Origin of the sequence: Streptomyces sp. NPDC102278 (assembly GCF_044766345.1) — a bacterium.
Taxonomy (GTDB): Bacteria; Actinomycetota; Actinomycetes; order Streptomycetales; family Streptomycetaceae; genus Streptomyces.
This window is the reverse complement of record NZ_JBIWLV010000014.1, coordinates 14,985-40,354: the sequence shown is the minus strand read 5'-3', so window position 1 is coordinate 40,354 and position 25,370 is coordinate 14,985. Positions and strand designations below refer to the sequence as shown.

Annotated in this window: 27 protein-coding genes; 15 read left to right on the top strand and 12 right to left on the bottom strand. The window is 72.0% G+C overall.

Features of this window, described 5'->3' with window-relative positions; all coding sequences use genetic code 11:
* Nucleotides 1-7: 7 nt before the first annotated feature.
* The 7 genes from ACIRO3_RS28150 to ACIRO3_RS28120 all read left to right on the top strand — a co-directional run bounded on the left by ACIRO3_RS28150 (nucleotide 8) and on the right by ACIRO3_RS28120 (nucleotide 6,739).
* A complete protein-coding gene (locus ACIRO3_RS28150; RefSeq protein ID WP_361769938.1) occupies nucleotides 8-952 on the top strand; it encodes a DUF2520 domain-containing protein in 945 nt (314 codons plus the stop codon).
* Complete coding sequence (panC, locus tag ACIRO3_RS28145; RefSeq protein ID WP_365998184.1) at nucleotides 949-1,944, top strand: pantoate--beta-alanine ligase; 996 nt, start codon at nucleotides 949-951, stop codon at nucleotides 1,942-1,944. Before ACIRO3_RS28150 ends, panC begins: the two co-directional genes overlap by 4 nt.
* A complete protein-coding gene (locus tag ACIRO3_RS28140) occupies nucleotides 1,941-3,671 on the top strand; it encodes an L-aspartate oxidase (protein ID WP_404141480.1) in 1,731 nt (576 codons plus the stop codon). Before panC ends, ACIRO3_RS28140 begins: the two co-directional genes overlap by 4 nt.
* Nucleotides 3,672-3,715: 44 nt before the next feature.
* On the top strand, nucleotides 3,716-4,669 hold the full coding sequence (gene nadC / locus ACIRO3_RS28135; protein WP_361770950.1) for a carboxylating nicotinate-nucleotide diphosphorylase: 954 nt from the start codon (nucleotides 3,716-3,718) through the stop codon (nucleotides 4,667-4,669).
* A 3-nt stretch (nucleotides 4,670-4,672) separates the two neighbouring features.
* A complete protein-coding gene (locus tag ACIRO3_RS28130; protein ID WP_053678414.1) occupies nucleotides 4,673-5,482 on the top strand; it encodes a type III pantothenate kinase in 810 nt (269 codons plus the stop codon).
* Nucleotides 5,483-5,690: 208 nt separating this feature from the next.
* Nucleotides 5,691-6,443: a GntR family transcriptional regulator gene (locus ACIRO3_RS28125; protein WP_361769929.1), complete on the top strand. Its 753-nt coding sequence runs from the start codon at nucleotides 5,691-5,693 to the stop codon at nucleotides 6,441-6,443.
* A 98-nt stretch (nucleotides 6,444-6,541) separates the two neighbouring features.
* Entirely contained in the window at nucleotides 6,542-6,739 is a 198-nt protein-coding gene (locus ACIRO3_RS28120; protein ID WP_365998182.1) for a DUF397 domain-containing protein, read from the top strand.
* 27 nt (nucleotides 6,740-6,766) lie between these two features.
* On the opposite strand, the gene ACIRO3_RS28115 is transcribed toward ACIRO3_RS28120, so the two are convergent.
* Both ACIRO3_RS28115 and ACIRO3_RS28110 read right to left on the bottom strand, forming a co-directional pair.
* Nucleotides 6,767-7,078, bottom strand: coding sequence for a winged helix-turn-helix domain-containing protein (locus tag ACIRO3_RS28115; RefSeq protein ID WP_404141477.1), 312 nt, complete (start codon nucleotides 7,076-7,078; stop codon nucleotides 6,767-6,769).
* Nucleotides 7,075-7,470, bottom strand: a complete 396-nt coding sequence (locus ACIRO3_RS28110; RefSeq protein WP_404141475.1) for a hypothetical protein — start codon at nucleotides 7,468-7,470, stop codon at nucleotides 7,075-7,077. Before ACIRO3_RS28110 ends, ACIRO3_RS28115 begins: the two co-directional genes overlap by 4 nt.
* Before the next feature lie 179 nt (nucleotides 7,471-7,649).
* Between ACIRO3_RS28110 and ACIRO3_RS28105 the strand changes: the two genes are divergently transcribed.
* The 5 genes from ACIRO3_RS28105 (at nucleotide 7,650) to ACIRO3_RS28085 (ending at nucleotide 10,122) form a co-directional block, all read left to right on the top strand.
* The gene (locus tag ACIRO3_RS28105; RefSeq protein ID WP_404141633.1) at nucleotides 7,650-8,237 is read left to right on the top strand and encodes a hypothetical protein; all 588 of its coding nucleotides are present in this window, start codon (nucleotides 7,650-7,652) and stop codon (nucleotides 8,235-8,237) included.
* A 13-nt stretch (nucleotides 8,238-8,250) separates the two neighbouring features.
* Nucleotides 8,251-8,418, top strand: coding sequence for a hypothetical protein (locus ACIRO3_RS28100; RefSeq protein ID WP_266948012.1), 168 nt, complete (start codon nucleotides 8,251-8,253; stop codon nucleotides 8,416-8,418).
* A 135-nt stretch (nucleotides 8,419-8,553) separates the two neighbouring features.
* Nucleotides 8,554-9,069, top strand: coding sequence for a BlaI/MecI/CopY family transcriptional regulator (locus ACIRO3_RS28095; protein WP_404141473.1), 516 nt, complete (start codon nucleotides 8,554-8,556; stop codon nucleotides 9,067-9,069).
* Nucleotides 9,070-9,079: 10 nt separating this feature from the next.
* On the top strand, nucleotides 9,080-9,610 hold the full coding sequence (locus tag ACIRO3_RS28090) for an amino-acid N-acetyltransferase (RefSeq protein WP_361769914.1): 531 nt from the start codon (nucleotides 9,080-9,082) through the stop codon (nucleotides 9,608-9,610).
* Between the two features lie 176 nt (nucleotides 9,611-9,786).
* The gene (locus ACIRO3_RS28085; RefSeq protein ID WP_267801306.1) at nucleotides 9,787-10,122 is read left to right on the top strand and encodes an Lsr2 family protein; all 336 of its coding nucleotides are present in this window, start codon (nucleotides 9,787-9,789) and stop codon (nucleotides 10,120-10,122) included.
* Here the strand turns inward: ACIRO3_RS28085 and ACIRO3_RS28080 are convergent.
* Nucleotides 10,104-10,706, bottom strand: a complete 603-nt coding sequence (locus ACIRO3_RS28080; RefSeq protein ID WP_404141471.1) for an SCO3374 family protein — start codon at nucleotides 10,704-10,706, stop codon at nucleotides 10,104-10,106. The two genes, ACIRO3_RS28085 and ACIRO3_RS28080, sit on opposite strands and share 19 nt — an antisense overlap.
* A 462-nt stretch (nucleotides 10,707-11,168) precedes the next feature.
* Here ACIRO3_RS28080 and ACIRO3_RS28075 point away from each other — a divergent pair, with 462 nt between their 5' ends.
* Nucleotides 11,169-13,694: an ATP-dependent Clp protease ATP-binding subunit gene (locus ACIRO3_RS28075; RefSeq protein WP_267801308.1), complete on the top strand. Its 2,526-nt coding sequence runs from the start codon at nucleotides 11,169-11,171 to the stop codon at nucleotides 13,692-13,694.
* Between the two features lie 661 nt (nucleotides 13,695-14,355).
* Nucleotides 14,356-14,997, top strand: coding sequence for a M23 family metallopeptidase (locus ACIRO3_RS28070; RefSeq protein ID WP_361769908.1), 642 nt, complete (start codon nucleotides 14,356-14,358; stop codon nucleotides 14,995-14,997).
* A gap of 127 nt (nucleotides 14,998-15,124) precedes the next feature.
* On the opposite strand, the gene ACIRO3_RS28065 is transcribed toward ACIRO3_RS28070, so the two are convergent.
* From ACIRO3_RS28065 to ACIRO3_RS28035, 7 genes are all read right to left on the bottom strand, one after another.
* A complete protein-coding gene (locus ACIRO3_RS28065; RefSeq protein WP_404141469.1) occupies nucleotides 15,125-16,354 on the bottom strand; it encodes a LamG-like jellyroll fold domain-containing protein in 1,230 nt (409 codons plus the stop codon).
* A gap of 119 nt (nucleotides 16,355-16,473) precedes the next feature.
* Complete coding sequence (gene cseC, locus ACIRO3_RS28060) at nucleotides 16,474-17,787, bottom strand: two-component system sensor histidine kinase CseC (protein WP_361769902.1); 1,314 nt, start codon at nucleotides 17,785-17,787, stop codon at nucleotides 16,474-16,476.
* On the bottom strand, nucleotides 17,784-18,488 hold the full coding sequence (cseB, locus tag ACIRO3_RS28055) for a two-component system response regulator CseB (RefSeq protein WP_361769899.1): 705 nt from the start codon (nucleotides 18,486-18,488) through the stop codon (nucleotides 17,784-17,786). The genes cseC and cseB overlap by 4 nt, the downstream gene beginning before the upstream one ends.
* Nucleotides 18,489-18,501: 13 nt before the next feature.
* On the bottom strand, nucleotides 18,502-19,179 hold the full coding sequence (locus ACIRO3_RS28050; RefSeq protein WP_404141466.1) for a hypothetical protein: 678 nt from the start codon (nucleotides 19,177-19,179) through the stop codon (nucleotides 18,502-18,504).
* A gap of 11 nt (nucleotides 19,180-19,190) precedes the next feature.
* Nucleotides 19,191-19,751 carry a SigE family RNA polymerase sigma factor gene (locus ACIRO3_RS28045; protein WP_053678383.1) on the bottom strand — a complete coding sequence of 187 codons (561 nt, stop codon included), beginning with the start codon at nucleotides 19,749-19,751 and terminating at the stop codon, nucleotides 19,191-19,193.
* Between the two features lie 206 nt (nucleotides 19,752-19,957).
* Nucleotides 19,958-20,875, bottom strand: coding sequence for an A/G-specific adenine glycosylase (locus ACIRO3_RS28040; RefSeq protein WP_361769896.1), 918 nt, complete (start codon nucleotides 20,873-20,875; stop codon nucleotides 19,958-19,960).
* Between the two features lie 29 nt (nucleotides 20,876-20,904).
* A complete protein-coding gene (locus tag ACIRO3_RS28035) occupies nucleotides 20,905-21,513 on the bottom strand; it encodes a phosphatase PAP2 family protein (protein ID WP_404141464.1) in 609 nt (202 codons plus the stop codon).
* Nucleotides 21,514-21,736: 223 nt separating this feature from the next.
* Here ACIRO3_RS28035 and ACIRO3_RS28030 point away from each other — a divergent pair, with 223 nt between their 5' ends.
* A complete protein-coding gene (locus ACIRO3_RS28030; RefSeq protein ID WP_404141462.1) occupies nucleotides 21,737-22,483 on the top strand; it encodes a hypothetical protein in 747 nt (248 codons plus the stop codon).
* 60 nt (nucleotides 22,484-22,543) lie between these two features.
* Here the strand turns inward: ACIRO3_RS28030 and disA are convergent, their stop codons facing one another.
* Nucleotides 22,544-23,668, bottom strand: a complete 1,125-nt coding sequence (gene disA / locus ACIRO3_RS28025) for a DNA integrity scanning diadenylate cyclase DisA (RefSeq protein WP_365998171.1) — start codon at nucleotides 23,666-23,668, stop codon at nucleotides 22,544-22,546.
* 221 nt (nucleotides 23,669-23,889) lie between these two features.
* On the bottom strand, nucleotides 23,890-25,326 hold the full coding sequence (radA, locus tag ACIRO3_RS28020; protein WP_361769884.1) for a DNA repair protein RadA: 1,437 nt from the start codon (nucleotides 25,324-25,326) through the stop codon (nucleotides 23,890-23,892).
* Nucleotides 25,327-25,370 lie beyond the last annotated feature (44 nt).

Below are 25,370 nucleotides of genomic sequence, written 5' to 3'. Positions count from 1 at the left end.
TCCCCGCGTGAACGCACCCCTTCAGACGGAGCCCAGGGATCCGTCGGACCGCCCCGCACGGCTCACCGTCGGCGTCGTCGGCGCCGGCCGGGTCGGCCCCGCGCTGGCCCGCGCCCTGCAGCAGGCCGGACACCGCCCCGTCGCCGTCTCCGGCGTGTCCGAGGCGTCCCGCCGGCGAGCCGCCCGGCTGCTGCCCGACGTGCCCGTCGTACCGCCCGCCGAGGTGCTGGAGCGGGCCGAGCTGGTCCTGCTCACCGTCCCCGACGACGCGCTCCCCTCCCTGGTCGAGGGCCTCGTCGAGACCGGCGCGATCCGCCCCGGCCGGCTCCTCGTCCACACCTCCGGGCGGTACGGGACCGCCGTCCTGGACCCCGCCCGCCGCGCGGGCGCCCTGCCGCTGGCCCTGCACCCCGTGATGACCTTCACCGGTACCGAGGTCGACGTGCAGCGCCTGGCCGGCTGCTCCTTCGGCGTCACCGCCCCCGACGAGCTGCGGCTCGCCGCCGAGGCCCTCGTCATCGAGATGGGCGGCGAACCCGAGTGGATCGCGGAGGAGAGCCGCCCGCTCTACCACGCGGCCCTCGCCCTCGGCGCGAACCACCTGGTCACCCTGGTCGCCCAGTCGATGGAACTGCTGCGCACGGCCGGCGTCGAACACCCCGACCGGATGCTCGGCCCGCTCCTCGGCGCCGCCCTGGACAACGCCCTGCGCTCCGGCGACGCGGCGCTCACCGGCCCCGTCGCCCGCGGCGACGCCGGCACGGTCGCCGCCCACGTCGCCGAACTGCGCAGGCACGCGCCCGCCACCGTCGCCGGTTACCTGGCGATGGCCCGCACCACCGCCGACCGGGCCCTCGCGCACGGCCTGCTCAAGCCCGAATTCGCCGAGGACCTGCTGGGCGTGCTCGCCGACGGCGGCGACGGCGCCGGCCCGGAGGGCGAACGCCGATGACCGGCCCCCTGCTCCTGAACACCGCCGGGGAACTGCACGCCCTCGCCCGCCCCGGCCGCCGCGCCGTCGTCATGACCATGGGCGCCCTGCACGACGGCCACGCCTCGCTGATCCGCACGGCCCGCGAGCTCGCCGGAACCGACGGCCAGGTCGTCGTCACCGTCTTCGTCAACCCGCTCCAGTTCGGGGCGAACGAGGACCTCGACCGCTACCCCCGCACCCTCGACGCCGACCTGCGCATCGCCGCGGACGCGGGCGCCGACGCGGTGTTCGCCCCGGCCGTGGACGAGGTCTACCCGGGCGGCGACCCCCAGGTCCGGATCACCGCCGGCCCCATGGGCGGACGCCTCGAAGGCGCCACCCGCCCCGGCCACTTCGACGGCATGCTGACCGTCGTCGCGAAACTGCTCCACCTCACCCGCCCCGACCTGGCCCTCTTCGGCCAGAAGGACGCGCAGCAACTGGCGCTGATCCGCCGGATGGTGACCGACCTGAACTTCCCCGTCGAGGTGGTCGGCGTACCCACCGCCCGCGAGGACGACGGCCTCGCGCTGTCCTCCCGCAACCGCTACCTCTCCCCGGCGGAACGCCGCACGGCCCTCGCCCTGTCCCGCGCCCTGTTCGCGGGCCGCGACCGCCTCGCCGCCCAGGCCGCGCTGCGCGCCCGCGCCGAGGCCGCCCCGGCGAGCGACGGACGCGCCACCGCCCTGGCCCGGCTCGGCGAGATCCGCGCCTCCGCCGACGCGCACGCCGTCTCCGCGGCCGGCTCCGGCCTGCCCGACGCCGTACGGTCCGCCGCCCGGCACGTCCTGGAGGACGCGGGCCGGCACGATCCGCCGCTGACCCTGGACTACCTCGCACTGGTCGACCCCCGGGACTTCACCGACATCGGCCCCGGGTTCACGGGACGGGCCGTGCTGGCCGTCGCCGCCAAGGTGGGCGCGACCCGGCTGATCGACAACATCCCATTGGAGTTCGGAGCACACTCGTGAGCACTGGCAGAAGTGCCGCCGGCACCGGCATACGGCTGCACGCCCCCGCCCCCGGCTGGTCCCTCGACGCGGACGTCGTCGTCGTCGGCTCGGGCGTGGCGGGCCTGACGGTGGCGCTGCGCTGCGCCGCCGCCGGCCGCCGTACGGTCGTCGTCACCAAGGCCCGGCTCGACGACGGATCCACCCGCTGGGCCCAGGGCGGCATCGCCGCCGCCCTCGGCGACGGCGACACCCCCGAGCAGCACCTGGACGACACCCTGGTGGCGGGGGCCGGCCTGTGCGACGAGGCCGCCGTCCGGCTGCTGGTCACCGAGGGACCGGGCGCCGTACGACGCCTCATCTCGACCGGCGCCGTCTTCGACACCTCGGCCGAGACCGGGGAGATAGAGCTGACCCGGGAGGGCGGCCACCACCGCCGCCGGATCGCGCACGCCGGCGGCGACGCCACCGGCGCCGAGATCTCCCGGGCCCTCGTGGAGGCCGTCCAGGACGCGGGCATCGAGACCGTCGAGAACGCGCTCGTCCTGGACCTGCTCCAGGACGCCGAGGGCCGCACCGCCGGCGTCACCCTGCACGTCATGGGGGAGGGCCAGCACGACGGCGTGGGCGCCGTCCACGCCCCCGCCGTGATCCTCGCGACGGGCGGCATGGGCCAGGTCTTCTCGGCCACCACCAACCCGTCCGTCTCCACCGGCGACGGGGTGGCCCTCGCCCTGCGCGCCGGCGCCGAGGTCTCCGACCTCGAATTCGTCCAGTTCCACCCGACGGTGCTGTTCCTCGGCGCCGACGCCGAGGGGCAGCAGCCGCTGGTCTCCGAGGCCGTCCGCGGCGAGGGCGCCCACCTCGTCGACGCGGACGGGGTGCGCTTCATGGTCGGGCAGCACGAACTGGCCGAACTCGCCCCCCGCGACATCGTCGCCAAGGGCATCATGCGCCGCATGCAGGAGCAGGGCACCCGGCACATGTACCTCGACGCCCGGCACTTCGGCGCCCGGATGTGGGAGCAGCGCTTCCCGACGATCCTCGCCGCCTGCCGCTCCCACGGCATCGACCCGGTCACCGAGCCCATCCCGGTCGCGCCCGCCGCGCACTACGCGTCGGGCGGCGTACGGACCGACCTGCACGGCCGCACCACGGTGCCCGGCCTGTACGCCTGCGGCGAGGTCGCCTGCACCGGCGTGCACGGCGCGAACCGGCTCGCGTCCAACTCCCTGCTGGAGGGCCTCGTCTTCGCCGAGCGGATCGCGGACGACATCACCCGCCGGCCCCCGGCGGGCAACGGCCCCGGCATCCCCGTGCCGGCCACCGGCCCGCTCCAACCCGCCGGGGCGCGGTACGAGATCCAGCGCATCATGACGGACGGCGCGGGCGTGCTGCGCTCCGCGCAGTCCCTGGCCACGGCAGCCGCCGCCCTCGAGGACCTGTACGCCGAGGCCCTGAACAACCTCGAAGCGCACGGCAAGACCGCCGAACCGGGCGTGGACACCTGGGAGGCCACGAACCTCCTGTGCGTGGCCCGGGTCCTGGTCGCCGCCGGCCGGCGCCGCGAGGAGACCCGCGGCTGCCACTGGCGCGAGGACCACCCCGACCGCGACGACGCCCACTGGCGCCGCCACCTGGTCGTGCGCCTGTCCGCGACCGAGAAGCGCGCACTGGTCGTCACCCCCACCGACTCGGCGGAGTTCCCGCCCGTTTCCCACCCCCTCAGCCAGGAGCAGCAAGCGTGAGCACGCACGAGCACGAAGACACCGACCGCACCGCGCACGACGAACTGCCCCTCCTGGGGCAGGCCGAGGGCGGCTGCGGCGACGACTGCGCCTGCGGTGACGGCGAGGAGTCCGGCCTGGACCCGGCGCTCGCCGAACTGCTCGCGGACGCCGGCCTGGACCCGATCGAGGTCGAGGACATCGCGCACATGGCGCTGTCCGAGGACCTCGACGGCGGGGTCGACGTCACCACCGTCGCCACCGTCCCCGAGGAGGCCGAGGCCGTCGCGGACTTCATCGCCCGCGAGGACGGCGTCGTGGCCGGCCTGCGGATCGCCGAGGCCGTGTTCTCGGTGGTCTGCACCGAGGCGTTCGAGGTCGAGCGGCACGCCGAGGACGGGGACGCCGTCAAGGCCGGCCAGGTGCTGCTGTCCGTCCGCGCCCGTACCCGCGACCTGCTGACGGCCGAGCGCAGCGCCCTGAACATCCTGTGCCGGCTGTCGGGCATCGCGACCGCCACCCGCCGCTGGGCCGACGTCCTGGACGGCACGTCCGCGAAGGTCCGCGACACCCGCAAGACCACCCCCGGCCTGCGCGCGCTGGAGAAGTACGCGGTCCGCTGCGGCGGCGGCGTCAACCACCGCATGTCCCTGTCGGACGCGGCGCTGGTCAAGGACAACCACGTGGTCGCGGCCGGCGGCGTCGCCCAGGCGTTCACGGCCGTCCGCGAGGCCTTCCCCGACGTCCCGATCGAGGTCGAGGTCGACACCCTGGCGCAGATCGGCGAGGTCCTGGACGCGGGCGCCGACCTGATCCTGCTGGACAACTTCACCGTCGAGCAGACCGCCGAGGCCGTCGCGCTGGTCGCCGGCCGCGCCGTCCTGGAGTCCTCCGGCCGGCTGACCCTGGACACCGCCCGCGCCTACGCCGAGACCGGTGTGGACTTCCTCGCGGTCGGCGGCCTCACCCACTCCTCGCCGATCCTGGACATCGGCCTCGACCTCCGCGAGGCGGTGTAACCGATGCTCCTCACCATCGACGTGGGCAACACCCACACGGTGCTGGGCCTGTTCGACGGTGACGAGATCGTCGAGCACTGGCGCATCTCCACCGATCCGCGCAGGACGGCCGACGAGATGGCCGTCCTGATGCAGGGCCTGATGGGCATGCACCCGATGCTCGGCACCGAGTTGGGCGACGGCATCCACGGCATCGCGATCTGTTCGACGGTCCCCTCGGTGCTGCACGAACTGCGCGAGGTCACCCGCCGCTACTACGGCGACGTGCCCGCCGTCCTGGTCGAGCCCGGCATCAAGACGGGCGTGCCGATCCTCATGGACAACCCGAAGGAGGTCGGCGCGGACCGCATCATCAACGCGGTCGCGGCCGTCGAGCTCTACGGCGGCCCGGCGATCGTCGTCGACTTCGGCACGGCCACCACCTTCGACGCGGTGTCCGCGAAGGGCGAGTACGTCGGCGGGGTGATCTCCCCGGGCATCGAGATCTCGATGGAGGCCCTCGGCGTGCGCGGGGCCCAGCTCCGCAAGATCGAGCTGGCCCGCCCGCGCAACGTCATCGGCAAGTCCACGGTCGAGGCGATGCAGTCGGGCGTGGTCTACGGTTTCGCCGGCCAGGTCGACGGGATCGTGAACCGGATGGCCAAGGAGCTCGCCGGCCCCACCGGCGACCCGGACGACGTTCGCGTGATCGCCACCGGCGGCCTGGCGCCGATCGTCCTCGGCGAGGCCTCGGTGATCGACGACCACGAGCCCTGGCTGACGCTGATCGGGCTGCGGCTGGTCTACGAGCGCAACGCGCCCAACTTCGAGTGAGCGCGCGGCGCGACGACGCGTGACGGAAGGCCCCCGCCCACCGGACGGGGGCCTTCCGCGTCGTTCCGTCGTCGTCCGCGTCGTCCCGCGCCGTCCCTCGTCGTCGTGGTGCTTCACCGGCCGTCAGGCTGACGCGTCGGGTTCAACCTGATGCCTTAGCTTTGTCGGCGTCGGACGCACGTGTTTGAGACGCTCCAGGATGGTCCAAATGCCCCGTGAATCACCGTACTTGCTGGTGGTCGACGCCCTTCGGGCCCGCATCGAGGCGGGTGAGTGGGAGATCGGCGACAAGCTTCCCTCCCGGTCGCGGTTCGCCGCCGAGTACTCCGTCGGACAGAGCGTCACCCAGCGCGCCCTGGAACGCCTGATCATCGAGGGCCTCCTCGAAGGCCGCGCCGGTTCCGGGACGTACGTCCGCACCCCGCGCCGGCGGATGCGCATGGTCCGCACCCGCCGCCGCGTGCCGAACTCGGGCAACGCCTTCCGCGCCGAGGCCCTCGAACACGGCTTCGCGGCCTCCTGGGACGCCCGGACCGTCGCCCACACCCCGGCCCCCGACAACATCGCGGCCCGCCTCGCCATCGCCCCCGGCGACCCGTGCGTGATGACCCGCTACGAGTTCATGGCCGACGGCAGCCCCGCCGAACTCTCCCAGTCCTGGGAGCCGATGGCCCTCACCGCCGACACCCCGGTCGTCCTGCCGGAGGACGGGGACCTGCGCGGGGCCGGCGTGGTCGCGCGCATGCGGTCCATCGGCATCACGGTCGCCTCGGTGCTGGAGATACCGCGCCCGTCGCGCGCCAACCAGGCGCAGGCCAACCTGCTGGGCATCAGCGTCGGCTCGCTCATCACCGAGATCGAGCGGACCTACCTGGACTCGGACGGCCGCCCGGTGGAGACCGCCGACCTGGTCATCCCCGATTCCCGGTACGAGATCGCCTATGCGTTTCCGATCGAATGAGCGGGAACTTCAGCGGAAATGGCCGAAGTGTGCCCCCGGCGGGGTTACGGTCGGCCCACGACAGGCACCGTGACCCCGTTTCCGTCGGAGGAGACACCATGACCACGACCACTCGCCCCACCTGGCAGAAGTCGTCCCACTGCGACGACGGCGTCAACTGCGTGTACGTCGCCGCCGCGCCCGGCACCCTCGTCCGGGTGGCCGACCGCTCGGACCCCGCCCACCTCGTGATGGCCACGACGCACGCGGCGTGGGCCGCGTTCCTGGACGGCGTCAAGGCGGACGGCGGGTCCTGAGGCCGCAGGGGCGGCGCCCCGGCCCCGCTACGGCCCCGCGATGGCCCGCAGGGCGTCCAGGTGGCGCCGGTAGACGGTCCGGCCCTGGGCGGTCAGCGAGAGCCACGTGCGCGGGCGGCGGGCCACCCGGCCCTTGGCGACGGCCACCAGGCCCGCCTCCTCCAGCGCCGCCACCTGCTTGGACAGCACCGAGTCGGACACCTCCACGAGGTCGCGCACGAAGCCGAACTCCGCCTTGTCCACCGCGGCCAGCGCCGCCATCACCGACAGCCGCACCGGCGCGTTCAACAGCGGCGCGAGCCCGTGCCGGGGATGGGCGCCCGGCTTCCGCGTGCTCACGCGCCCCGCCTCTCGGTCACCGCGCCCACCACGGGCGGCAGCGCACACGCCACCGCGGCCACGAGCGTGAACACCAGGTCGTCCCGGAACACCCCGCCGCCCAGCACCACCGTCGCCGCGAACACCACGGACCAGAGCCCGATGACCAGCCCGTGCTTGACGCCGAAGCCGCGCCGCACCACTCGCTGCCGCGCCGCGTACACGCTCAGCCCGCCCACGAGCAGCACGTTGACCGCCGCGAAGGCGACGGCCTGCGCGGTCCCGTGCCACAGCTGGGACATCGGTACGAGTACCAGCTGGCCCGCCCCGAAGACCCACAGGTAGCGGGCGTACCAGCCGCTGCTCAACAGCGCCGCCGCCTCCATCCGTTTGGCCTCGGTGTACTCGCTCACGGTGTCCCCCTCGTGGTCGGCGACGCCCGGCGGGCGCCACCTTCTTTCCAGAATAGCGCGTACTTTCCACTCTGGCAAGTGTCGATCCCGCCGCGCCGCAGCTGTCCTAATTGAGGGGATTTAGTGCGATTAGCGCGTATCTTCGGCCCATGCCCACGCCCTACGGATCCCGCGGCGGCATGGCGTTCAGTGCCGATGAGCTGCACGTGCTCAGGCGCACGCTCGCCCACGCCCTCCAGTCCTCCACGGCCCCGCTGCGGGCCGCCGAGGTCCACGCCTGCCTTCGCCTCGCGGCGTCGGTGGACGACGCGGTCGCCGAGGCGGGGAGACTCAGAGACTTCCTCCTCGCCGACCTCGCCCGCTACCGGGGCGCGCTGCCCGGCAGCCTCCCCGGCTACCTGGAGCTGCTGCAGGACGCCCTGGCCGCCGGCTACGAGCCGGTGCCCGACGACCTCGCGGCCCTGCGGGCCCTGCGCGCCCACCCGCTCGCCGCCGCCGTGCTGGAAAGGGCCCAGGCGGTCGCGGAGCGCTCCGTGCGCCGCCGGCTGCGGACCGCGCCCGCCCCCCGCACCCGACTGCTGGCCCTCGCCGGCGGCCGCGAGGACGAGCGGGGCGGCGAGCCCGGGCCCGCGCCGACCCCCGCCCCCGAGGAGCAGCCGCGCCCCGAGCGGGAACGGCCCATCCCGACCCCCGGGGAGGTCTTCCCGCCCCGCCGGAAGCCCGCCGCGCCGGGCCGGCCCCCGGCGGACGGCCGCGCCGCCGGGTAGCTAGGCTGGGGGCATGGACTACGTCTCCGCGCTCGTGCCCCCCATCGTGATGGCCGCGTTCTTCATCGCTCTCGTCGTGACGATCGTGAAGAGCCAGGGCGGTGCCAACAAGGCGAAGGAGGACGCGGCCGTGGACGCCGTGCTCGCCTCCGCCGAGGCCACCCGGCAGCCCGGGAAGTAACCCCGGGCGAAAGCCTCGGGGACGGGCGTACGGCCTGCGGGCCGTGCGCCCCATTTTGTTGCCCGGCGCCGGTTCCTCGCGCGTTGCCGGCCGAATGGTCGGGCAATTCCGCACAACCCGCACTATCGTGCTGTTGTGCCTCGCCCCTTGGGAGAACTCGAAGACGCAGTGATGACACGGGTGTGGCAGTGGAACCGCCCGGTCACCGTTCGGGAAGTCCTGGAAGACCTCCAGCAGGAACGGTCCATCGCGTACACCACGGTCATGACCGTTATGGACAATCTCCATCAGAAGGGCTGGGTCCGCCGGGAAGCCGAAGGCCGCGCCTATCGATATACGGCGGTCTCCACCCGACCCGCCTACTCGGCCGCGCTGATGAACGAGGCCTGGTCCACCAGCGACAACCCCGCGGCCGCTCTCGTGGCCTTCTTCGGCATGATGTCGGCGGAACAGCGCGAAGCCCTCCGTGACGCCGTACGCATCGTCGGTCACGACGGCGAGGTCACCGCCCCCGAACCCCGGGAAGCCCCGCGAGGGCCGGAACCCGCGGAAGAGCCGGAAGCGGCGGAAGACCCGGAACCCGCGGAAGGCGCGGAAGACCCGGAACCCGAAGGGGACTCCGGCGAGCGCGGGACCGAGACGGGGCGATAGCGTCCCCCGCATGGGAGAGTTTTCCGCCGCAGAAGCAAATACCGTGACGATCCGCCGCGCACGCACCCGCGATGTTCCCGCGCTGCGACGCCTGCTCGACCAGTACGTGCAGCAACGGATCCTGCTCGACAAAGCCCCCGTGGTCCTTTACGAGGACATCCAGGAGTTCTGGGTCGCGGAACGCGTCGCCGACGCTCAGGTGGTGGGCTGCGGCGCTCTGCACGTCATGTGGGAAGACCTCGCCGAAGTGCGCACTCTCGCGGTGGATCGCGAGTTGAAGGGCGCCGGTGTCGGCCATCGGGTACTGGCCAAGTTGTTGGAGACGGCCCGCCTGCTCGGTGTGAGCCGGGTTTTCTGCCTCACCTTCGAAGTGGACTTCTTCGCGAACCACGGCTTCGTCGAGATCGGCGAGACTCCGGTCGAGACCGATGTCTACATGGAGCTCCTGCGTTCCTATGACGAGGGCGTCGCCGAGTTCCTCGGTCTCGAACGAGTGAAGCCGAACACCTTGGGCAACAGTCGGATGCTTCTGCACCTCTGATCGATGGCGGATCGATCTCGGCCGCTTTTACGGGCCTCCGCCCGCCTGTGGCCTATGTCCGAATCGCGTACGTTTCCCGCCCTGTTGACGTCCTGAACCTCTCGGCGGGGGTTTGTGTTTTCCAGGCAAAAGCGGTTTCCTTTCCGCGTACTGCATTTTCGATGAAAGGAAATCCGGTGGCACAGAAGGTTCAGGTCCTTCTTGTCGACGACCTCGACGGTGGCGAGGCGGACGAGACCGTGACGTTCGCTGTGGATGGCAAGACCTACGAGATCGACCTCACCGCCGCCAACGCTGAAAAGCTCCGCGGCCTGCTCGAGCCCTACACCAAGAGTGGCCGCCGTACCGGTGGCCGTGCCGCCGCGGGACGCGCCAAGGGCCGCGCCGCCGTTTCGGCGGGGAACCCGGACACCGCGGAAATCCGTGCGTGGGCGAAGGCGCAGGGTCTGACGGTCAACGACCGCGGCCGTGTCCCCGCCGACATTCGCGAGGCCTACGAGAACCGGGGCTGACCCACGGCGCCGACGGGCCTCGCGGGGGCCGTACGTCGCCGCAGGCGTGCCCGGTGGCACTCCGTGGCCGCCGCGGCGACCAGACGTACGAGATCGGGTCCGGTGCTCCCTCGGCCGGCCCCGGCGCCCTGTCCGGTACCGGGCAGGGACGGCAGGAACGCCTCGCACCCCTGTTCGGGGGGCCGCAGCCACACGGCGGCCCCCTGAGGACTTCCCTGCGGCCGCCCCGGCGGCACGGGGGCGGTGATGCGACCTCCGGCGCCCAGGGCGGTCAGATCCAGGGCCACCGGTCCCCACTCCAGCCAGTCGAGAAGCCCGTCCAGCTCCTCGGCGCTGCCCGGGGCCACCAGGAAGCGCATCCTGCGTCCCATGACGGCCACCGGCCCGGTGTCGACCGGCCTGCGCAGCAATCGGCCACCCGCGTCGGCCGGCAGCTCCAGTACGTCGAACCGCGTCCCGGTGACCAGCTGGGCGGGAGGCCCGCCCGCGAGGGTCCAGCCGAGGACCCGCCCGTACCAGGAGACGTACGCGTCCTCCTCGGACGGGGAGCGCGGATGCGGGACGGTCTCGGCGGTGAGGGCCATGACCGGAGCAACTCCGGAAGCGCACTTGAGTTACGCAGCGCGGCGGGAACAATGCGGAACGTAAACGTCCGTGGGTCGGAGTCCCACATTCGGAGACGGAACCGTGTTCGCCCGTAGCGGAGGGAACCGCCTCCGGCCGCATGGAGTGTCAGTCCCCACGGGTAAGACATTCCTAGTGGATCGGGGCGACACGCTGATTTGAAGGGTCTCCGACCGGCTTACGTTCGCCATCGGCGTACACGTGTGACGGGTATCTGCCTGGCCTGCGGGAACATCGTCTCGCACCATCGGGTTGGAGCAGTTGTCGGCACTTACGGCCGGGTTTTCCCGCGGACGTGAGGGTGAGCCGCGGACGGATGTCGGCAGTTGGAATGAGCTGTCCCGCCCCGCGGGACTAGCATGCGGAAGGACAGGGCGGGGACCGACCCCGAACTGCCCGACCGCTCTGAGGAGCGATAAACGATGTTCGAGAGGTTCACCGACCGCGCGCGGCGGGTTGTCGTCCTGGCTCAGGAAGAAGCCCGGATGCTCAACCACAACTACATCGGCACCGAGCACATCCTCCTGGGCTTGATCCACGAGGGTGAGGGTGTCGCCGCTAAGGCCCTGGAGAGCCTCGGGATTTCGCTCGAGGCTGTTCGCCAGCAGGTTGAGGAGATCATCGGCCAGGGGCAGCAGGCCCCGTCCGGCCACATCCCCTTCACCCCGCGGGCGAAGAAGGTCCTGGAGCTTTCGCTCCGAGAGGCCCTCCAGCTCGGCCACAACTACATCGGCACCGAGCACATCCTGCTCGGCCTGATCCGCGAGGGCGAGGGCGTCGCCGCCCAGGTCCTCGTGAAGCTGGGCGCCGATCTCAACAGGGTCAGGCAGCAGGTCATCCAGCTGCTCTCCGGCTACTCCGGAGGCGGCAAGGAGTCGGCCACGGCAGGCGGCCCGGCCGAGGGCACCCCCTCGACCTCGCTCGTCCTCGACCAGTTCGGCCGCAACCTGACGCAGGCCGCTCGCGAATCCAAGCTCGACCCGGTCATCGGGCGCGAGAAGGAGATCGAGCGGGTCATGCAGGTGCTGTCCCGCCGGACCAAGAACAACCCGGTCCTCATCGGCGAGCCCGGCGTCGGCAAGACCGCCGTCGTCGAGGGCCTGGCCCAGGCGATCGTCAAGGGCGAGGTGCCCGAGACGCTCAAGGACAAGCACCTCTACACCCTCGACCTGGGTGCACTGGTCGCCGGTTCCCGCTACCGCGGTGACTTCGAGGAGCGCCTCAAGAAGGTGCTCAAGGAGATCCGCACCCGCGGCGACATCATCCTGTTCATCGACGAGCTCCACACCCTCGTGGGTGCGGGTGCCGCCGAGGGCGCGATCGACGCCGCCAGCATCCTGAAGCCCATGCTGGCCCGTGGTGAGCTCCAGACCATCGGTGCCACGACGCTGGACGAGTACCGCAAGCACCTCGAGAAGGACGCGGCGCTGGAGCGCCGCTTCCAGCCGATCCAGGTGGCGGAGCCTTCCCTCCCCCACACGATCGAGATCCTCAAGGGGCTGCGCGACCGCTACGAGGCCCACCACCGCGTCTCCATCACGGACGAGGCCCTCGTGCAGGCGGCCACCCTGGCCGACCGGTACATCTCGGACCGCTTCCTCCCGGACAAGGCGATCGACCTGATCGACGAGGCCGGCTCCCGGATGCGCATCCGCCGGATGACCGCGCCGCCGGACCTCCGCGAGTTCGACGAGAAGATCGCGAACGTGCGTCGCGACAAGGAGTCGGCCATCGACTCCCAGGACTTCGAGAAGGCGGCTTCCCTCCGTGATTCGGAGAAGCAGCTGCTGGCGGCGAAGGCCAAGCGCGAGAAGGAATGGAAGGCCGGCGACATGGACGTCGTCGCCGAGGTCGACGGCGAGCTCATCGCCGAAGTCCTCGCGACCGCGACCGGCATTCCGGTGTTCAAGCTGACCGAGGAGGAGTCCTCGCGACTCCTGCGCATGGAGGACGAGCTCCACCGTCGCGTCATCGGTCAGAAGGACGCCATCAAGGCCCTCTCGCAGGCGATCCGACGGACCCGTGCGGGTCTGAAGGACCCGAAGCGTCCCGGTGGCTCGTTCATCTTCGCCGGCCCGTCCGGTGTCGGTAAGACCGAGCTGTCCAAGACGCTCGCCGAATTCCTCTTCGGCGACGAGGACGCGCTGATCTCCCTCGACATGTCGGAGTTCAGCGAGAAGCACACGGTTTCCCGTCTCTTCGGTTCGCCCCCCGGCTACGTGGGCTACGAAGAGGGCGGCCAGCTGACCGAGAAGGTCCGCCGGAAGCCGTTCTCCGTCGTCCTCTTCGACGAGGTCGAGAAGGCCCACCCGGATATCTTCAATTCCCTTCTCCAGATCCTGGAGGACGGTCGCCTGACCGACTCCCAGGGCCGGGTCGTGGACTTCAAGAACACGGTCATCATCATGACGACCAACCTGGGTACGCGGGACATCTCCAAGGGCTTCAACCTGGGCTTCGCGGCCCAGGGCGACACCAAGACCGGATACGACCGGATGAAGGCGAAGGTCAACGAAGAGCTGAAGCAGCACTTCCGGCCCGAGTTCCTCAACCGTGTCGACGACACGGTCGTGTTCCACCAGCTCACGCAGGAAGACATCATCCAGATCGTCGACCTGATGATCGCCAAGGTGGACGAGCGCCTCAAGGACCGCGACATGGGCATCGAGCTCAGCGGTGACGCGAAGCAGCTCCTGGCCAAGCGCGGCTACGACCCGATCATGGGTGCGCGCCCGCTGCGCCGGACGATCCAGCGCGAGATCGAGGACATGCTGTCGGAGAAGATCCTCTTCGGCGAGCTGCGTCCCGGTCACATCGTGGTCGTGGGTGTGGAGGGTGAGGGCGAGGCCGCCAAGTTCACCTTCCGCGGCGAGGAGAAGACTCCGATCTCGGACCTTCCCCCGATCGAGGCCACGGGCTCCGGCCCGGACCTCTCCAAGGGCGCCTGAGCCCTGACGGCCCGCTGAACGAAGGGGCGGCCCCGGAACCGAAGGGTTCCGGGGCCGCCCCTTTTCGCGCTCCCGGGGCGGGGCTGCCCGGGCCCCGGTGCCCTGCGGGGCGGGGCGGGGTTGCCGGGCCCCGGGGCCCGGTGGGGCCCTGCGGGCGGGATTGGGGCCGGGTCCTGCGGGTACGCGGGGCCCAGGCGGCGCCGCAGGGGCCCGTGCCGGGCTTCCAGGCCCCGGGGTCCACACCGGGCGGCTCGGCTGGGCCCGCGGCGAGTGCATGGCGGGCTCGCGACGGGCGCGCGGCGGCAGGGGGCGGGCGGGCTTCGGGGTGGTTTCCGGGCGGGCCCGGGGCGTGACCTGGGTCTCGATCAGGGCGGGCGGGGCCTGCGGGACCGGTGACAAGCCGCACAGGGCAAATCGGACCTACTAGGACCTTTCGTAGATCAAGTGTCCGATTTGCCCCCTCCCTCGCCCCAGTAATCGCGGGGTCAACAGTCCTGTCGACCCCCCTCGCACCTACGAGCCGACGTAGTAACGAGGACGTTTGAGGAAGCCGGGGGGCTCGGGTTACCAAGGTGGAGCAAGTTCGCCCGGCACCCGCTCAGCATCCGCTCAGCGTGCCGGGTCACTTATTGCCCTTGTTCCCGGCCCCGGAGGTCCACACATGTCCGCGAAGCGCGTCAGCACCCGTCGTACCCGTATCGCCCTCGCCGCCACCGGCCTCGGTGCCGCTCTGGCCCTCGGCGCCGGAACGACCGCCGCTTTCGCCGGCGAGGCGCAGACCGCTCTGACCGGCACCCCCGGCCTCGTCGCCGCTCAGGCCAAGGCCCAGGCCGCCGCCGCCAAGCCCGCCGCCGCCAAGCCCGCGGCCGCCGCGAAGTCGGCCGGCTCCTGGAAGAAGCCGGTCTCCGGCTACACGCTGTCCGCGACCTACGGCAAGGGCGGCAACATGTGGTCGCACAAGCACTCCGGTCAGGACTTCGCCGTTCCCGTGGGCACCAAGGTCCGTGCCGCGAGCTCCGGCGTGGTCGTCAAGGCCGGCCCCAACGGCGGTGGCGACGGTCCCGCGTACGGCAACGCCGTCGTGATCAAGCACGCGAACAACAAGTACTCCCAGTACGCGCACCTCTCGCGGATCCAGGTCAAGATCGGCCAGAAGGTCTCGGCCGCCCAGCAGATCGCCCTGTCCGGCAACACCGGCAACTCCAGCGGTCCGCACCTGCACTTCGAGATCCGCACCACCCCGAACTACGGCTCGGCCATCAACCCGGTGAGCTTCCTGCGTCAGGTCGGCGTCACCGTCTGACGAGCCGAAGCCGAAGCCGAAGCCGAAGCCGAAGCCGAAGCCGAAGCCGAAGCCGAAGCCGAAGCCGAAGCCGACGACGCCGGTCGCCCGGCGTTCGACCCCGCCGCACCGGGCAGCTCGCAAGGGCTCAGAACAGCAGCCAGGACCCGGTCGGCGTGACCATCGGGTCGAGCTTGCCCGGCTTGAGGGCGTCGATCCGCTCCTGCGGCAACGCCGCGTCGTAGACCCGCAGGCTGTCCATGGCGCCCTGCCAGGGCGACACCCACTGATCCTGGTGGCGTGAGCGGGCCAGTTGCAGCGGGCCCGGGGCGGGGAAGATGTCCGCGGGAACGGGGGCCTCGCCGGTCCGCTTGCCGTTCACGTACAGGGCGATCACCTTCTTCTCCGCGTCGTAGGTGCCCGTCAGCTCCGAGAAGGTCTTCTCCATCTTCGCGCTCGTGCCCGTCACCGTCGTGGTGCTGGCGTTCGCGCCCGGGGTGCCGGTCTGCACCCGGAAGATCCAGGACGGCTTGCCGTTCACCTCGTCCAGACCCAGCTCGAACGAGAACGACTTCTCGTTGCCCTGGCTCACCGCGATCTGCTGCCCCTTGGGGGAGCGGTTCCAGAGCCGGGCCGAGATCGTGAAGCTCTTCGAGGGGTCCACGACACGCTGCTGCGACTCGGCGAACGAGTTCGCGTTGCCCTTCGTGCGGATCTCGTGCCGCTTGTCGATCGGGAAGACTCCGGCCTCGGGGCCCATCTTCAGGTTCGCCTTGCCGATCTGGTCCCGGACGGTCGTCGGGTCACCCGCGACCGTGGGCGTGAGATCGATCGGACTCTTGACCCCGCTCTGCGAGGGCGCGGGCGTGTCCGAGGTGGCCGTCGTGGGCTTGTCGTCGCCCTTCCCGTCGCCGTCTCCCAGCAACAGGAACGTTCCACCACCGGCGAGCAGCGCCAGCACGGTCACCGTGCCACCGATCACCCACAGCCGCTTCCTGCGCCGCTGCGCCGCCGAACGATCGGCGAGCGCGTCCCAGTCCGGCTGGTCCGACCGCTGCCGGAACGGCTCGGGCGCCGGCACCGGACCCTGCGTCGACCCGCCCTGCTGCCACTGCGCGGGCGGCGCCTCGTAGGGGCCGGGCATCCCCGGATCCTGCCGGTACGGATTCGCCTGCTGCGGTCCGGGCTGCCGCGGGTAGCCGTACCCGCCGTCCTGGTCCGCTCCCGGCGGGGGGCCGAAGCCGCCCGGCGCGGGGGGCCCGGGCGGGAATCCGTAGCCACCGGACGCGGGCGCCCCCGGCGGGAACCCGTAGCCACCGCTCCCCGGGGCGGGCTGCTCGGGCTGCGGGTTGGTCGGGGGGTTCGTACCGTCGGTCATGCCACGGATGCTAGAACATCAGCCCGGCGGAGCGAACGGCCGAGGGTCCCGATACGGCCGCGATCCCCGGTCGGCGCCGCCGAGGGCCCCTCCTGCCCCGGGTCGCCGAGGCGCCCGACTCAGGTCTGGGGCTTCAGGATCGGGAAGCTCCCCGTCGCCGTCGGCGCGTGCTCCGGCAGCCACAGCACCGCCACCGCCCCGGCCGCCGAACCCTCCCGGTCCGCGCCGCCCGGCGCGGCCACGTTACGGAACGTCAGCCGGGCGCCCAGCACCCGCGCCTGGCCCTCCGCGATCGTCAGCCCCAGCCCGTGGCCCACCCCGGCCCGATCCGTGGACCCGGTCCGGAAGCGGCTCGGCCCCTCGCGCAACAGGGCCTCGGGGAAGCCCGGTCCGTGGTCCCGCACCCGTACGACCCGGCCCTCGACGTCGACCTGGATCGGCGACCGCCCGTACCGCGCGGCGTTCGCCAGCAGGTTGCCCAGGATCCGTTCCAGCCGGCGCGGGTCGGTGCTCACGATCTCGTCCGCCACGACGCGTACCGACGCGTCCGGCATCAGCGACGCCACCCGCCGGCTGACGAACTCGCCGAGCGCCACGTCCTGCAACTCGGCCCGCTCCGAGGCGCTGTCCAGCCGGGCCACCTCCAACACGTCCTCGACCAGCGCCCGCAGCGCCTGCGCCCGATCGCGCACCAGCTCGGTCGGCCGTCCCGGGGGCAGTAGTTCCGCCGCCGTGAGCAGGCCCGTCACCGGGGTCCGCAGCTCGTGCGCGATGTCCGCCGTCACCCGCCGTTCGGCCTCCAGCCGCTGCTGGAGCGCGTCCGCCATGGCGTCCACGGCCCGTGCCAGGTCATCCGTCTCGTCGCGTACGACACCGCCCACCGCGTCGCGCACCCGGACCTCGGGATCGCCGTGCGCCACCCGCTGCGCGGCGGTCGCCGCCTTGCGCAGCCGGCGCGAGATCTGCCCGCCGATGAGCACGCCGAGCGCCGAACCGCCCACCACCACGGCGAGGGAGCCGACGACCAGGGCGCGGTCCAGGTCGCGCACCATGTTGGCGCTCTCCTTGAACGGCAGGTGCAGGGACAGCACCTGCCCGCTGCCGAGCGGTACGGCCGCCCACACCTCGGGAACGCGCCGGGTGTTCTCCTGGATGAACGTGCCGCGCCGCCCGGACTGGACCTTCTGCCTCAGTTCGATCGGCAGGTCCGGGTCGTTGAGCTTGGCGCCCATGATCGGCTTGCGACCTGCGTCCACGCTGCGGGCGATGAACTGGACCCGTTCCAGCTGGGATTCGCGGGCGCTCTCCAGCATCGACACGCGGGCAGCACTGTGCACCACCAGACTCAGCGCCAGCGCCGTCAGCGCGCCGACGGCGGCGATGGCGAGGGTGATCTTCCAGCGGATCCCGGTACGGAGTGTGAACCGCCTCATGCCTTCAGCTTGTATCCGAAGCCTCGGACCGTCTCGATCCGGTCCTGTCCGATCTTGGTGCGCAGCCGCTGGACGTGGACGTCCACGACCCGGGTGTCGCCGCCCCAGTCGTAGTCCCAGACCCGCTCCAGCAGCCGGTCGCGCGACAGCACGGTGCCGGGCGCCGAGGAGAACTCCAACAGCAGCCGCATCTCGGTCGGCGTCAGGCCCACCGGGGCACCCGCCTTGCGCACCTCCATGCCCTCGGTGTCGACCTCCAGGTCGCCGAAGGCCAGCACCCCGCGCTCGTCGGCGGTGTCGTCGTCCGACGCACCGCCGTTCGGGCCGCCCGCGTGGCCGAAGCGGCGCAGCACGGCGCGGATCCGGGCGACGAGGACCGACCCGTCGAAGGGCTTGGTGACGTAGTCGTCGGCGCCGGCCTCCAGGCCCAGTACGACGTCGATGGAGTCGGCGCGAGCCGACAGCATGATCACCGGCACGGTGGACTCGTCACGGATGCGGCGGCACAGGCTGACGCCGTCCATCCCGGGCACCATGACGTCGAGCAGCGCGATGTCGGGGCGGTCGGCCCGGAAGGACTCCAGGCCCGACAGTCCGTCGGGCATGGCGGTCACCACGAACCCGTCGCGCTCCAGCGCCAGGGTCGTGGCCTCGCGGATGACGTCGTCGTCCTCCACGAACAGCACATGGGTCTCGGCCATCCGGAGCCTCGCTTCAGTTCTTCTCTGAGATGGCCGGGGCGGGCTGGCCGCCGCCGTCGACCACGTTGCTGTAGTCCGTGTGCACACGGTCCTGCTCGGTGAACCTCTCGCCGCTCCAGCGGTAGGTGATCACGTCCTCGCCGGACGGGTACGAGAGCGTGTCGCTCTTGCCGTAGACCGGCTTCGTGACGACCAGGTCCCCCCGGTCGATCTCCGCGTAGACGGGCGGTTGTTCGTCCGAGAAGACATTCTCGTACTTTCCGTCGTCCGCCCGGTACACGTACGAGCCGCGCCCCAGGGCGTCGGCGCAGGAGAGCACGTTGACGACGATGTCCACGGCCGGGCTCCCGGTGACCTTCCCGTAGCTCACGTCGACCGGGTACTCCCGGCCCGTGCAGGGCTTCAGGTCCCGCTTGATCTCCGGGCTGACCTTGGGGTCCGCCTTCAACAGCGCGACCGGGTCCACCTTGGGCGGCTTGCCCGCAGAGGTGTCCGAGGTCGTCGGTGAGTGGTCCCCGCCGGAGGGGGCCGGGCCGACCGGGGGGCCGGTCTTCGCCACGGATTCGGTGCGGGCCGGACCGCCGTCGCGCAGGCCCGTGCCACCGGTGGCACAACCGACCGCGAACAGCGCTGTGCCGGCAAGGACGACCGTCCCCGCCGACACCAACACCAGCGACTTTCTGCCGCTCAAGCCTGGGCCGTTCAGGCCGCGCACCGCTCCCGCCCCTCGTACCGGATGGTGTGGTCACCGCGTTCCAGCGCGCGCATGTCGAGGTCCCGGCTCTCCAGCTCCTGCCGGAGCCGGGCCAGTGCGCGGTGCAGGGTGCTCTTCACGGTTCCCGCCGACATGCCGAGCGCCGCGGCCGTTTCCTCGGTGCTCATCTGCTCCCAGTGTCGCAGCACCACGACGCTTCGCTGCTTGGGCGCCAGGACCTTGAGGATGTCCATGAGCAGGGCACGGTCGGCGCGCTGGTCGGAGCCGTCCTCGACGGACGCGTCCGGGAGCTGTTCGGTGGGGACCTCGTCGAGCTTGCGGGCCCGCCACCACTCGGTCCGCGTGTTGATCATGACGCGGCGGAGGTAGGCGTCGGCCAGGGACTTGTCGGCGATTCCGTCCCAGCGGCCGTAGGTGCGCACGAGGGCGGTCTGGAGGAGGTCCTGGGCGTCCGTGGGGTCCGGGACCAGGCGCCGGGCACTGCGCAGCAGCGCGTCCTGCCGGGTGCGTACGTACTCCTCGAATTCGAGTACCTCGCCGTGCGCCATCTCAGACCGCCTCCGTTCCGTCCCAACCCGCCACCGCTGTCTTACGGGTTCGAAGGTACGGAGGCGTTGTCACGGCACTGTGCGGGTCAGCCTTCGGTGGGCGCACGGACACCCGTAGATTGTGTAACAGCGGCATTGAGCTGCGGTTTCCCGGCGCCAAGCGGAATCTTCGAGTCAGCTTCGAGCCGGGTCCCTCACGGAATGGATCAGTTGCGGGCCGGTCCCTGCGGAAGTCGGAACATCCCCTGGGCGAGCGGCTCGACCAGACCGTCGGACACCAGCCCGTCCAGCGCGCGGGCCCGCTGCACCGGCTCGTCCCAGACCGTGTCCAACACCGCCCGCGGAACGGCGCCGACCGCCTCCCGCAGGACGGCGAGCAGCTTGCCCCGCACCTGGCGGTCGGTACCGGCGTACGTCTGCCCGCGGCGCGGCGGCCCGTCGTGCGCCGGCTTCCCCGCGAGGCGCCACGCGCACAGCCCGGCGACCGGGCAGCGCGCGCAGTCCGGACTCTTGGCCGTGCACACCAGCGCGCCCAGCTCCATCGAGGCCGCCGCCCAGCGGGCCGCGGTCTCCTCGTCCGGCGGCAGCAGCGCCCGCGCCAGGCGCCGCTCGGCGGCCGTGGTCGCGTTCGGGGGGTACTCGACCCCGCCGGCGGTGCGGGCGAAGACCCGGCGCACGTTGGTGTCCAGCACCGCGTGCCGCTGCCCGTACGCGAACGAGGCCACCGCGGCGGCCGTGTACTCGCCGATCCCGGGCAGGGCGAGCAGCTGCGCGTGATCCCGCGGCACGTCGCCCCCGTGGCGTTCCGTTATCGCGACGGCCGCGCCGTGCAGGCGCAGTGCCCGGCGGGGGTAGCCGAGACGACCCCAGGCGCGTACGGCCTCGCCGGGCGCGTCGGCGGCCAGGTCGGCGGGTCGGGGCCAGCGGGCGAGCCACTGTTCGTACACCGGCAGGACCCGGTTGACGGGGGTCTGCTGGAGCATGAACTCGCTGACCATCACGCCCCAGGGGCCGGCCTCGGGGCGGCGCCAGGGCAGGTCGCGGGCATGCTCGTCGAACCACGCGATCACGGGGGAGTGCAGTGCGTGGGCGACGTCGGGGGAAGGAGTGGTGGATGCAGTCATGGCAGACGGCATCCTGGCACGTTTCGTCCCTACCGCGCGGGGCCCGGACCGGTGAACCACAGCACGGGCCGGGCACCACTGGCCCGCATGGTGGCGGTGATCCTACTGATCGGACCGGTGAGGGCGAGCACGAACAGGGCGGCCAGCGATCCGCCGAGCAGCAGGCCCAGCGCCACGTCGTGGGGGAAGTGCACGCCGACGAACACCCGGGAGAAGGCCATGAGCAGGGCGAGCGGCACGGTCAACAGCGCGAGCCGGCCGACGGCCAGGGCGATCGCGACGGCGGCCGCGCCTGCGATGGAGGAGTGGTTGCTGGGGAAGGACCAGTCTCCGTACTCCGGGCACGGGATCAGCGACGCGGCCGCCCCGGCGACCGTCCGACAGGGCCGGTCCTCGTCGACGGTGGACTTCACCAGCTCGGAGGCGACGTAGGCGACCGCGGTGGCGAGCGGTGCGAGGACGGCGAGCGCCATCGCGCGCGAGGCGGCCTGTCTGCGGGCACGCCACCAGACGGCTATGAAGAGCAGGCCGAACGCGAACAGTCCGTACTCCGTCCAGGCCTCGGACGCCGTCCGCACCCAGGGGGGCGTGGTGTGGGCGAAGTCGGTGATGTCTCTGTAGAGGTCGGAGCTGTCCATGATCACAGACCGTACTCAATGAGATGTCGAGGTCGTGTCAGCCCCTTGGCCGGTTCCGATCGGTCGGGACTGGTTCCGCAGGATGATCATCGGCAAAACAAGCCCGTCGCCCGGCATGTGGGGCACTGATCGCGGCGCGAACTCTCGTAAGGTTCCGCTCGTGGGATCTCTGCGCAATCCGGTCGGGCCGCTCCCCTCCTCCATCTACTGGCGACGGAGGGCTGTGCTGGCGTCCGTTGTCGCGCTCCTCGCGCTCCTCGCCGTGTGGACCGTCAGCTCCGGTGGGGTGAGGTCGAGTACGAACGGCAAGGGCGAAGGCGGGCGAGATCCCGTCGCACCCATCACCCCGGGCCCCTCCGGCTCCGGGCCGGCGATCAGTCAGGCCCCTGGCGGCCGGGCCGAGTCGGGCACCGGCTCCGCCGGCTCCGGTTCGGGTTCCGGTTCGGACGCGGGCACGGCGGGCTCCGGCAAGAACGGCGAGCCGAGCGGCGGAACGGGCGGTGGCTCCGGCAACTCCGTCCCGGGCGGCGCCGCGAGCCAGGTCCCGGTGGACTCGCCGCTCCCCACGTGCGCGCCGTCCGCGTGGCAGTGGGAGGTCAAGAGCGAGAAGAACGAGTACGAGGCGAACGAGAAACCGCGTCTCGAACTGATCGCCCGCAACGTCTCCGGCACCACCTGCAAGGTGGACCTCGGCCCGAAGCAGGCGGTTCTGACCATCACTCAGGCGAGCAACCCCAAGGCCGTCTGGTCCTCGACGGACTGCCCGACCGGCGCGGGGAACGTGTTCTTCCGGCTGGCCGCGCAGAGCGAGACCAAGGTGCCGTCGGTGGAATGGGACCGCAGGTTCAGCGCCGCGGACCAGTGCCAGTCACCGCCCGCCGCGACCGCGACCGCGGACACCTACGTGGTGGAGGTCAAGACCCCCGGCATGCCGGTGGCCCGCACCTCGTTCGTGCTCAAGCAGGACTGACGCGCCACGGCCGGGCGGGCGCGCCCGCCCGGGCCCGCCGGGCCCGGGCGCCGGCAGGTCCTAGACGTACCGTTCCAGGATCGAGGACTCCGCCAGCCGCGACAGGCCCTCGCGGACGCTCCGCGCCCGGGCCTCGCCCACGCCGTCCACCGTCTGCAGGTCGTCCACGCCGGCGGCGAGCAGCTTCTGCAGCCCGCCGAAGTGCTCCACCAGCCGCTCGATGATCGCCCCGGGCAGCCGCGGCACCTTCGCCAGCAGCCGGTAGCCGCGCGGGGACACCGCCGAGTCCAGCGTCTCCGGCGACCCCGTGTACCCCAGGGCCTTCGCCACGATCGCCAGCTCCAGCAGTTCCGGATGCGTCAGCGCGTCCAGCGCCGGCAGCGCCTCCTCCACCGTGCGGGAACGCTTCGCCGTGGGCTCCGGAACGTAGTCCCGGATCACCAGCTCCCGTTCCTGCTCGATGCCGACCGTCAGCTCGTCCAGTTGGAGGGACAACAGTCGCCCGTCCGTGCCCAGCTCGACCACGTACTCGGCGATCTCCGTAGCGATCCGGCGGACCATTTCCAGCCGCTGCGCGACCGCCGTGACATCGCGGACCGTGACCAGGTCCTCGATCTCCAGCGCGGACAACGTGCCCGCCACCTCGTCGAGCCGCAGCTTGTACCGCTCCAGCGTGGCCAGCGCCTGGTTCGCCCGCGACAGGATCGCCCCGGACTCCTCCAGGACCCGCCGCTCACCGTCCACGTACAGCGCGATCAGCCGCATCGACTGCGACACCGACACCACCGGGAAGCCGCACTGCTTGGAGACGCGGTCGGCCGTGCGGTGCCGGGTGCCGGTCTCCTCCGTGTGGATGGACGCGTCCGGGACCAGCTGGACACCGGCCCGCAGGATCTTGGTGATGTCCTTGTCCAGGATGAGCGCCCCGTCGAGCTTGCACAGCTCGCGCAACCGGGTCGCGGTGAACTCCACGTCCAGCACGAAACCGCCGGTGCACATCGCCTCGACGTTCTTGTCCATGCCGAGGACGATCAAGCCGCCGGTGTTGCCGCGAACGATCCTCTCCAGACCGTCCCGCAGGGGCTGACCGGGTGCCACCGCGCTCAGCGAGGCACGCATCATGGCCTCTTGCCTGGAGCTCGCGCCCGACTTCCCGGATGCTGCTGCCCCGTCCTTGGCTGCCACTGCACTCCTCCGGTCGCGGGTTGCGCCGCCTGCGTACGGCCGGGCGGACCAGCACAAAGTCTACCGGCGCGGCCTGTGCGCCCGCCGAGCCTTGGCCCGCCTCGTCCCGGACCGCCTCCGCGCGGGCCTTCGGGACACCCCCCGCCGGGGTCCGCGGACCCGCCCCTGACCTGGCCGGGACCGCCCGCGGGACCCCCGGGAGGCCCGCCCGCAGGCGCCCGCTATCCGGTCGTGCCGTTCTTGGCCGGGGTGCCCGCGCCGTCCTTGGCCGGGGTACGGGAGCGCCCGCGCGGCAGGACCCGCAGCGCGTCGCCCATGTCCGCGACCTCGATCACCTTCATGCCGGCCGGCACCTTGCCGGGGTCGCTCGGGACCAGCGCGTGCGTGAAGCCGAGCCGGTGCGCCTCGGCGAGCCGGCGCTGGACGCCCGTCACCCGGCGCACCTCGCCCGCGAGACCGACCTCCCCGATGGCGACGAGGTTCTTCGGAAGCGGGACGTCGCTCGCGGCCGAGGCCAGCGCCAGCGCGATCGCCAGGTCGGCGGCCGGCTCGGTCAGCTTCACCCCGCCCACGGTGGCGCTGTAGATGTCCCGCTTGCCCAGTGCGGTGATCCGGCCGCGCTGCTCCAGCACCGCCAGCATCATCGAGACGCGGGAGGTCTCCAGCCCCGACGTGGTCCGGCGCGGCGAGGGGATCTGCGAATCCACCGTCAGCGCCTGCACCTCCGCGACCAGGGGCCGCTTGCCCTCCAGCGTCACCGTCAGACAGGTCCCGGGGACCGCCTCCGCGCGCCGGGTCAGGAACAACCCGCTCGGATCGGCGAGCCCGGTGATCCCCTCGTCGTGGAGTTCGAAGCAGCCGACCTCGTCGGTGGCCCCGTACCGGTTCTTCACGCCGCGCACCAGGCGCAGCCGCGCGTGCCGGTCGCCCTCGAAGCTCAGGACCACGTCGACCAGGTGCTCCAGCAGCCGGGGGCCGGCGATCGCCCCGTCCTTGGTGACGTGGCCGACGAGGAGCGTGGACATGCCGCGTTCCTTGGACGCCCGGATCAGCGCGCCCGCGACCTCGCGCACCTGGGCCATGCCGCCGGGCGCGCCGTCGATCTCGGGCGAGGCGATGGTCTGTACGGAGTCCAGGATGAGCAGCGCGGGTTTCACGGCGTCGAGGTGACCCAGCACGGCCGACAGATCGGTCTCCGCGGCCAGGTACAGGTGGTCGCTGAGCGCCTTGATCCGGTCCGCGCGCAAGCGCACCTGGCTCGCCGACTCCTCGCCCGTCACGTACAGCGTCCGGTGGTCGGCGTCGGAGGCCTTCGCCGCGACGTCCAGCAGCAGCGTCGACTTGCCCACGCCCGGTTCGCCCGCCAGCAGCACCACCGCACCGGGCACGAGACCGCCGCCCAGTACGCGGTCCAGCTCGCTCACGCCGGTGCTGCGCGCGGTCGCCGTCCTGACGTCGACCTGGCCGATCGGCACGGCCGCGGTGGAGACCCGACCCGCCGCGGTGGTCCGCACGGCGGGCGCGCCCATTTCCTCGACGGTGCCCCACGCCTGGCACTCGGGACACCGCCCGAGCCATTTCGCGGTCGTCCAGCCGCACTCGGTACAACGGTAGGACGGCCGGTCCTTGGCGGATGAACGAGATGTGCGGGCTGCCATGCGCCCACCGTAGTCGCCGCCACCGACACCGCCGCCGCCGGCCG

Coding starts and splice junctions, on each gene's coding strand:
- ACIRO3_RS28125 (WP_361769929.1), top strand. CDS start 5,691: ATGCCCCGTGAATCACCGTACTTGCTGGTGGTCGACGCCCTTCGGGCC.
- ACIRO3_RS28130 (WP_053678414.1), top strand. CDS start 4,673: ATGCTCCTCACCATCGACGTGGGCAACACCCACACGGTGCTGGGCCTG.
- ACIRO3_RS28100 (WP_266948012.1), top strand. CDS start 8,251: ATGGACTACGTCTCCGCGCTCGTGCCCCCCATCGTGATGGCCGCGTTC.
- ACIRO3_RS28040 (WP_361769896.1), bottom strand. CDS start 20,875: ATGACTGCATCCACCACTCCTTCCCCCGACGTCGCCCACGCACTGCAC.
- ACIRO3_RS28080 (WP_404141471.1), bottom strand. CDS start 10,706: ATGGCCCTCACCGCCGAGACCGTCCCGCATCCGCGCTCCCCGTCCGAG.
- ACIRO3_RS28070 (WP_361769908.1), top strand. CDS start 14,356: ATGTCCGCGAAGCGCGTCAGCACCCGTCGTACCCGTATCGCCCTCGCC.
- ACIRO3_RS28090 (WP_361769914.1), top strand. CDS start 9,080: ATGGGAGAGTTTTCCGCCGCAGAAGCAAATACCGTGACGATCCGCCGC.
- cseB (WP_361769899.1), bottom strand. CDS start 18,488: ATGGCCGAGACCCATGTGCTGTTCGTGGAGGACGACGACGTCATCCGC.
- ACIRO3_RS28105 (WP_404141633.1), top strand. CDS start 7,650: ATGGCGTTCAGTGCCGATGAGCTGCACGTGCTCAGGCGCACGCTCGCC.
- ACIRO3_RS28065 (WP_404141469.1), bottom strand. CDS start 16,354: ATGACCGACGGTACGAACCCCCCGACCAACCCGCAGCCCGAGCAGCCC.
- ACIRO3_RS28120 (WP_365998182.1), top strand. CDS start 6,542: ATGACCACGACCACTCGCCCCACCTGGCAGAAGTCGTCCCACTGCGAC.
- radA (WP_361769884.1), bottom strand. CDS start 25,326: ATGGCAGCCCGCACATCTCGTTCATCCGCCAAGGACCGGCCGTCCTAC.
- ACIRO3_RS28035 (WP_404141464.1), bottom strand. CDS start 21,513: ATGGACAGCTCCGACCTCTACAGAGACATCACCGACTTCGCCCACACC.
- panC (WP_365998184.1), top strand. CDS start 949: ATGACCGGCCCCCTGCTCCTGAACACCGCCGGGGAACTGCACGCCCTC.
- cseC (WP_361769902.1), bottom strand. CDS start 17,787: ATGAGGCGGTTCACACTCCGTACCGGGATCCGCTGGAAGATCACCCTC.
- ACIRO3_RS28045 (WP_053678383.1), bottom strand. CDS start 19,751: ATGGCGCACGGCGAGGTACTCGAATTCGAGGAGTACGTACGCACCCGG.
- ACIRO3_RS28075 (WP_267801308.1), top strand. CDS start 11,169: ATGTTCGAGAGGTTCACCGACCGCGCGCGGCGGGTTGTCGTCCTGGCT.